This window comes from Mycobacterium sp. E3251 (assembly GCF_001666835.1).
Lineage (GTDB): Bacteria > Actinomycetota > Actinomycetes > Mycobacteriales > Mycobacteriaceae > Mycobacterium.
Window position 1 is genome coordinate 73,286 of the sequence record NZ_LZJF01000027.1, and the last position, 7,126, is coordinate 80,411.

General features: G+C 67.5%; 6 protein-coding genes. 4 read left to right on the top strand and 2 right to left on the bottom strand.

Annotation, left to right across the window (positions count from 1 at the left end; translation table 11 throughout):
- The first annotated feature begins 46 nt into the window (after positions 1–46).
- The 4 genes from acpM (at position 47) to A5697_RS04190 (ending at position 4,442) form a co-directional block, all read left to right on the top strand.
- Positions 47–391 carry a meromycolate extension acyl carrier protein AcpM gene (acpM, locus tag A5697_RS04175; protein ID WP_066949723.1) on the top strand — a complete coding sequence of 115 codons (345 nt, stop codon included), beginning with the start codon at positions 47–49 and terminating at the stop codon, positions 389–391.
- Positions 388–1,638 (top strand): 3-oxoacyl-ACP synthase KasA, encoded by a 1,251-nt coding sequence (gene kasA / locus A5697_RS04180; protein WP_067947394.1) that lies wholly within the window; start codon positions 388–390, stop codon positions 1,636–1,638. The genes acpM and kasA overlap by 4 nt, the downstream gene beginning before the upstream one ends.
- 81 nt (positions 1,639–1,719) lie before the next feature.
- Positions 1,720–2,973: a 3-oxoacyl-ACP synthase KasB gene (kasB, locus tag A5697_RS04185; RefSeq protein ID WP_068008235.1), complete on the top strand. Its 1,254-nt coding sequence runs from the start codon at positions 1,720–1,722 to the stop codon at positions 2,971–2,973.
- Between the two features lie 47 nt (positions 2,974–3,020).
- Positions 3,021–4,442 carry an acyl-CoA carboxylase subunit beta gene (locus A5697_RS04190; protein WP_067947389.1) on the top strand — a complete coding sequence of 474 codons (1,422 nt, stop codon included), beginning with the start codon at positions 3,021–3,023 and terminating at the stop codon, positions 4,440–4,442.
- 87 nt (positions 4,443–4,529) lie between these two features.
- Here the strand turns inward: A5697_RS04190 and A5697_RS04195 are convergent, their stop codons facing one another.
- Both A5697_RS04195 and A5697_RS04200 read right to left on the bottom strand, forming a co-directional pair.
- Positions 4,530–6,089 (bottom strand): FAD-dependent monooxygenase, encoded by a 1,560-nt coding sequence (locus A5697_RS04195; protein ID WP_068008240.1) that lies wholly within the window; start codon positions 6,087–6,089, stop codon positions 4,530–4,532.
- Positions 6,090–6,151: 62 nt separating this feature from the next.
- The coding region (locus tag A5697_RS04200) for a glycerol-3-phosphate dehydrogenase/oxidase (protein WP_156673141.1) at positions 6,152–7,126 on the bottom strand (975 nt) is incomplete at its 5' end.

A 7,126-nucleotide genomic window follows, 5' to 3' on the forward strand; every position in this document is an offset into this window, starting at 1 on the left:
GAACATTCTGTTCGATCAACACAACACATTACGAAGGGAAGAGGCTGTGGCCGTCACTCAAGAAGAAATCATTGCCGGTATTGCGGAGATCATCGAAGAGGTCACCGGTATCGAGCCGTCCGAGGTCACCCCGGAGAAGTCGTTCGTCGACGACCTGGACATCGACTCGCTGTCGATGGTTGAGATCGCGGTGCAGACCGAGGACAAGTACGGCGTGAAGATCCCGGACGAGGACCTCGCCGGTCTGCGCACCGTCGGTGACGTCGTCGCCTACATCCAGAAGCTCGAGGAAGAAGACCCCGAAGCCGCCGCAGCGCTGCGCGCCAAGCTGGAGTCGGAGAACCCCGACGCCGTTGCCAACGTCAAGGCGAGGCTGGAAGCGGACAAGTGAGCAAGCCTTCCACTGCCAATGGCGGTTACCCCAGCGTTGTGGTAACCGCCGTCACGGCGACGACATCGATCGCGCCGGACATCGAGAGCACGTGGAAGGGTCTGTTGGCCGGCGAAAGCGGCATCCACGTACTCGAAGACGAGTTCGTCACCAAGTGGGACCTGCCCGTCAAGATTGGCGGTCACCTCAAGGAGCCCATCGACGAGCACATGAGCAGGCTCGACCTGCGGCGTATGTCCTACGTCCAACGGTTGGCCAAGATGCTCAGCACTCAGCTCTGGGAATCCGCCGGCAGCCCGGAGGTCGACCCCGACCGGTTCTCGGTCGTGGTCGGCACCGGTCTGGGTGGCGCCGAGCGGATCGTGGAGAGCTACGACCTGATGAACGAGGGTGGCCCCCGCAAGGTGTCGCCGCTGGCCGTTCAGATGATCATGCCCAACGGCGCCGCGGCGGTGGTGGGCCTGCAGCTGGGCGCCCGGGCCGGGGTGATCACCCCGGTGTCGGCGTGCTCGTCCGGCTCGGAGGCGATCGCGCACGCGTGGCGCCAGATCGCAATGGGTGACGCCGACTTCGCCGTCTGCGGCGGTGTCGAGGGTCCCATCGAGGCGCTGCCCATCGCGGCGTTCTCCATGATGCGGGCCATGTCCACTCGCAACGACGAGCCCGAGCGTGCATCGAGGCCGTTCGACAAGGACCGCGACGGCTTCGTGTTCGGTGAGGCCGGGGCCTTGATGATCATCGAGACCGAAGAGCACGCCAAGGCCCGCGGCGCCAAGCCGCTGGCCCGGTTGATGGGTGCCGGCATCACGTCGGACGCGTTCCACATGGTCGCGCCGGCGGCGGACGGCGTGCGCGCCGGCCGGGCGATGCAACGGTCACTCGAGTTGGCTGGCTTGTCCCCCAAGGACATTGACCACGTCAACGCCCACGGGACGGCGACGCCGATCGGCGACACAGCCGAGGCGAACGCCATCCGGGTCGCCGGCTGCGAGCAAGCAGCGGTGTACGCGCCGAAGTCGGCGCTGGGCCACTCCATCGGCGCGGTCGGCGCGCTGGAATCTGTTCTCACGGTATTGAGCCTTCGGGACGGCGTGATACCGCCAACACTGAATTACGAAACGCCAGACCCTGAGATCGACCTTGATGTTGTCGCGGGCGAACCTCGCTACGGCGATTTCCGTTACGCGATCAACAACTCGTTCGGCTTCGGTGGTCACAACGTGGCGCTCGCCTTCGGGCGGTACTGAGCACGATGTCCGGTGACGACGCGGGCCGCAAGCGGCCCGAGGAGGAACCGGACAAGTACGGAAGGAACGTTCGCAAGACCCATGACAGAGCTGGTTACCGGGAAGACACTCCCGAACGTGGTCGTCACTGGCGTCGCCATGACGACCGCGCTGGCCACTGACGCCGAAAACACCTGGAAGCTGTTGCTGGACGGCCAAAGTGGTATCCGCAGGCTCGAGGACCCGTTCGTCGAGGAGTTCGACCTGCCGGTGAAGATCGGCGGGCACCTGTTAGAGGAATTCGACAGTCAGATGACCCGCGTCGAGCTGCGCCGGACGGGTTATCTGCAACGGATGTCCACCATCTTGAGCCGACGGGTCTGGGAGAACGCCGGCTCGCCGGAGGTCGATTCCGACCGCTTGCTGGTGTCGATCGGCACCGGCCTGGGCTCGTCGGAGGAGATGGTCTTCAGCTACGACGACATGCGCGCCCGTGGCATGAAGGCCGTCTCTCCGCTGGGTGTGCAGAAGTACATGCCCAACGGCGCCGCCGCGGCGGTGGGCCTGGAACGGCACGCCAAGGCCGGCGTGATCACGCCGGTGTCGGCGTGCGCGTCCGGTTCCGAGGGTGTCGCCCAGGCCTGGCGCAACATCGTTTTCGGTGAGGCCGACATCGCTATCTGCGGTGGGGTCGAGACCAAGATCGAAGCGGTGCCGATCGCGGCCTTCGCCCAGATGCGCATCGTGATGTCGACGAAGAACGACGACCCGGCGGGCGCGTGCCGCCCGTTCGACCGGGATCGCACCGGCTTCGTGTTCGGCGAGGCGGGCGCGCTCATGGTGATCGAGACCGAGGAGCACGCCAAGGCTCGTGGGGCCAACATCCTGGCCCGGATCATGGGTGCCAGCATCACTTCGGACGGTTACCACATGGTGGCGCCGGATCCCAACGGGCTCCGGGCCGGGTATGCGATGAGCCGGGCGATTCAGCTGGCCGGCCTGACTCCTGGCGACATCGACCACGTTAACGCGCACGCCACCGGCACTTCGGTGGGTGACGTCGCGGAGAGCAAGGCGATCGGCAACGCGTTGGGTAGCCACAAGCCGGCGGTGTACGCACCCAAGGCGGCTCTGGGTCACTCCGTCGGCGCGGTGGGTGCGGTCGAGTCGATCCTGACGGTGCTCGCCCTGCGGGACCAGGTCGTTCCGCCGACGCTGAACCTCGAAAACCAGGATCCCGAAATCGATTTGGACGTGGTGGCGGGTAAGCCGCGGCCGGGCAACTACCAGTACGCCATCAACAACTCGTTCGGATTCGGCGGGCACAACGTCGCCATCGCCTTCGGGCGGTACTGATCAGCGCTTCCTCACCAGAGAGCACACCGGAAACAAGGAGACCTGCGATGACAATCATGGCCCCCGCGTCGGTCGGCGAGTCGCTCGACCCCAGGGACCCGTTGCTGCGTCTGAGCAACTTCTTCGACGAGGGCAGCGTCGAGCTGCTGCACGAGCGTGACCGCTCGGGTGTGCTTGCGGCGTCGGGCACCGTCAACGGCGTGCGGACCATCGCGTTCTGCACCGACGGGACCGTGATGGGCGGTGCCATGGGCGTCGAGGGCTGTGCCCACATCGTCAACGCCTATGACACCGCCATCGAGGAGCAGAGCCCCATCGTGGGCATCTGGCACTCCGGCGGGGCGCGCCTGGCCGAGGGCGTCAAGGCGTTGCACGCGGTCGGGACGGTGTTCGAGGCGATGATTCGCGCGTCCGGATATGTCCCGCAGATCTCGGTGGTCGTCGGTTTCGCCGCCGGGGGTGCGGCCTACGGCCCCGCGCTGACCGACGTCATCGTGATGGCGCCAGAAAGCCGGGTGTTCGTCACCGGGCCCGACGTGGTGCGCAGCGTCACCGGTGAGGACGTCGACATGGCATCCCTCGGCGGCCCGGAGACCCACCACAAGAAGTCCGGCGTGTGCCACATCGTCGCCGACGACGAGCTCGACGCCTACGAGCGTGGCCGCCGCCTGGTCGGATTGTTCTGCCAGCAGGGTCATTTCGACCGCAGCAGGGCCGAGGCCGGTGACACCGATATCCACGCGCTGCTGCCCGAATCGGCTCGGCGGGCCTACGACGTACGTCCGATCGTGACCGCGATCCTGGATGACGAGACGCCGTTCGACGAGTTCCAGGCCAACTGGGCGCCGTCGATGGTGATCGGGCTGGGCCGGCTGTCCGGCCGCACGGTGGGCGTCCTGGCCAACAACCCGTTGCGGCTGGGTGGCTGCCTGAACTCCGAAAGCGCCGAGAAGGCAGCACGATTCGTGCGCCTGTGCGACGCGTTCGGCATCCCGCTGATCGTGGTCGTCGATGTTCCCGGCTACCTGCCCGGCGTAGACCAGGAGTGGGGCGGCGTGGTGCGTCGCGGCGCCAAGCTGCTGCACGCGTTCGGCGAGTGCACGGTTCCGCGCGTCACACTGGTCACCCGAAAGACCTACGGCGGGGCCTACATCGCGATGAACTCCCGCTCGCTCAACGCGACCAAGGTGTACGCCTGGCCGGACGCCGAGGTGGCGGTGATGGGCGCGAAGGCCGCCGTCGGCATCCTGCACAAGAAGAAGCTGGCCGCCGCGGCCGATCACGAGCGCGAAGCGCTGCACGACCAGCTGGCCGCCGAGCACGAGAAGATCGCCGGCGGCGTGGACAGCGCCATCGAGATCGGTGTGGTCGACGAGAAGATCGACCCCTCGCACACCCGCAGCAAGCTCACCGAGGCGCTGGCCCAGGCGCCGGCACGCCGCGGGCGCCACAAGAACATTCCGCTGTAAGTCCCACCGGCGCCGCCGCACCGCTCTCCCACCATTGGGCGACCCACGGATTTGATATCACCGGCGCTATCGAATACGGCAGGGCGGTCATGATCTGCAGAGGATCTTCGTAAGCGCCTGGCGCAGTTCGCCTTCCGGGTCCGCGGGCAGCGCATCGGCACGCCAGCCGACGAAATCGTCCGGGCGGATCAACAGCGCGCCTTCGGGAGTGAGCCCGGTGGCCGCCGCCCACTCGTCGCTATCGATGCGATGGGCGGCTACCGACACTGAAGCCGCGGCCGCACACCAGCGTTCGTCGCCGGTGAGCACGGTGAAGCCGGGCCCCAGCAGGTCGAGCGTCGACACGCCGTCGCGCACCCACAGGTGCGGAACCCGGGTGCCGGGCTGAGCGCGTAACTCCCCCACGAGATGCACGGCGTCCGAATCCGCCGCAGGCCCGTCGAGGCTCACGACCGCGGCCGAGCGGTATCGGTAACCGATGAGAAGTTCGAACATCGAGCACTCCTCGTCGGCCGGCAGTTGCGGGACCTCCCCGCCCGGGGACAGCACGGCCACCGTCGGGCCGGTCAGCGACTGCCGGGCGGCGAACCGCCCCACCGGGTGCCGCTCGGCCTGGTAGGTGTCCAGCAGTGCCGGATCGGCGGTCCCGTCCACCACGGCGGCCAGTTTCCAGGCCAGGTTGTGCGCACTCTGGATGGCGGTGTTGGCTCCCCCCGCCTTGAACGGCGGCATGGTGTGCGCCGAATCACCGACGAGAAAGGTTCGGCCACATTGGAATTGGTCGGCCACCTGCTCGTAGGGCTGCCAGGCCGCGACCTCGATGACGTCGATATCAATCCGCTCGCCGATCGCTTTGGTGAGCACATCGCGGCAGCGTTGCGGGGTGAACTGCTCCGAGGTCTCCCCGGTGGCGGGGAAGTACGTGGTGATGAACATCCCCAGCTCGCCGTCGACCAACAGAAAGATGCCATCCACATCAGAGTTCTTGACCTGCACGGCATCCCCGTCGGCCAACTGCGAGACGAACTTCGTCCAGGGCGCGCGGAAATAAATGAACACGACGAAGATCGGTAATGCGCCATGACCGGACGTGGTGATGCCCAGCCAGTTCCGGACCGGGCTGTGCACGCCGTCGGCAGCGACGAGGTAGTCGGCGTGGACAGTGTCGGACTCCCCGGTGTCGCGGTCGCGGACCACCGCGGTGACGCCCGCCCCGTCCTGCTCGAGCGACACGACTTCCGTCCCGTACCGCACCTCGCTACCCCGTCGGCGGGTGTCGGCGAGCAGGATCGGCTCCAGCCTGCTCTGCGGGCAGTACTGCGCGGCGGGCTCAGGGCTGAGCGCGTCAAGTCCCGCGAAGATCGAGTTCACGTCGATGGCCAGTCGTTCCTCGGCGCTGTTGAGCGTGGGCCTGACCATCATGGTCGAAACGTGGTCGGCGACCGCATGTACTTCGTCGCCGAGTCCCAGGCCGCGCAGGATTTCCAGGGTGCGGAAGCTCAGATTGCGGGCCTTCGGATAAATGAAGATCTCCCGCCGCTTCTCCACCAGTAGGGAGCGCACTCCGTGTTTGGCCAGCAGCGCCGAGGTGGCCAGGCCGGCGGCGCCGGCACCGACGATGAGCACGGGAACGCGGAGGGTCGTCATCCACAAAATGATAGTCGCTGTCATTCAGAATTGACAGTCACATTCAGTGCCACCGCGACCCGCTAACCGAACCGCGCGACGAGCTCCTCCGCCACCGCCACCACGCGCTCGCGATCGGACGCGACCAATCCGATGCGCGTCCGCCGATCCAGGACGTCCGAGACGTCCAGCGCGCCCTCGTGGGTGATGGCGTACTCGAATTCCGCCCGAGTGACGTCGATGCCCTCGGCGACCGGCTCGGCCGGGCGCTTGCAGGCGGCGCCCGCGACGACCTTTGCCGCCTCCGCGCCGTAGCGCCGCACCAGCGACGCCGGCAACCCGGCAACCGAGCCCGAGCCGGTCGACCCCGGGTTGCCGGGCGCGCCGATCAGCGGCAGGTCGTGGGTCCGGCACTTCGCGGCGCGCAGATGCCGCAGGGCGATCGCCCGGTCCAGCACATCCTGTGCCATGTAGCGGTATTCGGTCAGCTTGCCGCCGATCACGCTGATGATCCCCGACGCCGACTCGACGACGGCGTGCTCGCGCGAGACGTCGGCGGTGCGGCCCTCCCCGGTGTCGATCAGCGGCCGCAGGCCCGCGTACGCCCCGATGACGTCGGCGGGGCCGAGCGCGACCCCCAACGCGGTGTTTAGCGTTTCCAGCAGGAACGCGACCTCGTCCGTCGACGGCGTGGGCACGTCCGGGATCGGTCCGGGAGCATCTTCGTCGGTCAGTCCCAGGTAAACCCGGCCGAGCTGTTCGGGCATGGCGAACACGAACCGGTTCAGCTCGCCGGGTATCGGAACCGTCAGCGCCGCAGTGGGATTGCCGAAAGCCTCGGCGTCGAACACCAAATGGGTGCCGCGGCTGGGTCGCAGCCTCAACAGGCCGTCGATCTCGGCCGCCCACACCCCGGCCGCGTTGATGACCGCCCCGGCCGAGACGTCGAACGACTGCCCCGTGCGCTGGTCGGTCAGCCGCACCGAGGTGCCGGTGGCCCTCGAGGCCGCCACGTAGGTCAGGATCCGCGCGCCGTGCTGCGCCGCGGTCGCGCGGAC